We start from the raw sequence: 1,407 nt of genomic DNA on the forward strand, positions 1-1,407 counted from the left end.
GGTGACGTCCCGAGACGTGGTGTAGCTTGCGGTGGCCATCGGGTTTCTCGGTAGGGTCGGGTTGTGACCACCAACCTGAACCGAGGACAACACCCGATGACCAAACAGATGATGGACCTGCGCGCTCTCGTGGAAAAGAGCGCTGATGGCGACCTGCTTCGCGAGATGATCGGTTTCGCCGCCGAACGGCTGATGGACCTGGAGGTCGGCACCAAGACGGGCGCCGACTACGGCGAGAAGAGCGTCGAGCGTCTTGCGCAGCGTAATGGTTACCGTACCCGGGACTGGCAGACCCGAGCGGGCAGCGTGGAGTTGCGCATCCCCCGACTGCGCACCGGCTCCTACTTTCCCTCCTTCCTGGAGCCCCGGCGTGCTGCGGAGAAGGCGCTGACAGCCGTGATCCAAGAGGCTTACGTCCATGGCGTCTCGACACGGTCCATGGACGATCTGGTTCAGGCCATGGGCGGCACTGGGGTATCGAAGAGCCAGGTGAGCCGCCTGTGCGAGGAGATCGACGAGCGTGTGGACGCCTTCCTGACGCGGCCGATCGAGGGCGAATGGCCCTACCTCTGGATCGATGCCACCTACCTCAAGGTGCGCCAGGGCGGGCGGATCGTATCGGTCGCGGTCACGCTCGCAGTGGGCGTCAACACCGACGGCAGGCGCGAGGTGCTGGGCATGGCGATCGGTGCCTCCGAGGCCGAGCCCTTCTGGACCGAGTTCCTGCGTGACCTCGTCCGCCGTGGCCTCGGCGGCGTGAAGCTTGTGATCCATTGCCCGGCAGGCTCTTTTCTGCAGGAAATATACCGAGAGGGGGCGATGCGCATGAGGGCATCAAGGCTGCCACCGCTCGGGTCCTGTCCACGACCTGGCAGCGCTGTCGGGTCCACTTCCAGCGCAATGCGCTCGCCCATGCCGGCAAGAACAGCCGCCGGGTGGTATCGGCCTTCATAGCCACGGCCTTCGCGCAGCCCGACCATGCGGCGGCGAAGGCCCAGTGGCGGCTCGTGGCGGACCAGATGCGCGGCAAGCTCCCGAAGCTGGCCACGCTCATGGATGGAGCCGAGGAGGACGTCCTGGCTTACATGACCTTCCCGGCCCAGCATCGCACCAAGCTACACAGCACCAATCCGATCGAGCGTCTGAACGGCGAGATCAAGCGGCGGACGGACGTCGTCGGCATCTTTCCAAACGAGGCATCTATCCGGCGCCTCGTCGGAGCGATCCTGATGGAGCAGACCGAGGAATGGACGGTCCAACGCGCCAGATACATGACGCTGGAAACGCTCGCCCCTGTCTGCGATGATCTCAGTGTCAGCCTGCCTGCAGCACAGAGCGACTGACCAGCTCGGCCCGCTTGAAAGCGCGAGGCCCACGGTGAGCTACACCACGTCCTGGGACATCATC

General features: G+C 64.9%; 1 pseudogene. It reads left to right on the plus strand.

What is annotated here, in order from left to right:
* The first annotated feature begins 96 nt into the window (after positions 1-96).
* Positions 97-1,343: pseudogene (locus BMW90_RS26070) on the plus strand (IS256 family transposase).
* Positions 1,344-1,407: the final 64 nt, after the last annotated feature.

Origin of the sequence: Marinovum algicola, from assembly GCF_900109145.1 — a bacterium.
GTDB lineage: Bacteria > Pseudomonadota > Alphaproteobacteria > Rhodobacterales > Rhodobacteraceae > Marinovum > Marinovum algicola.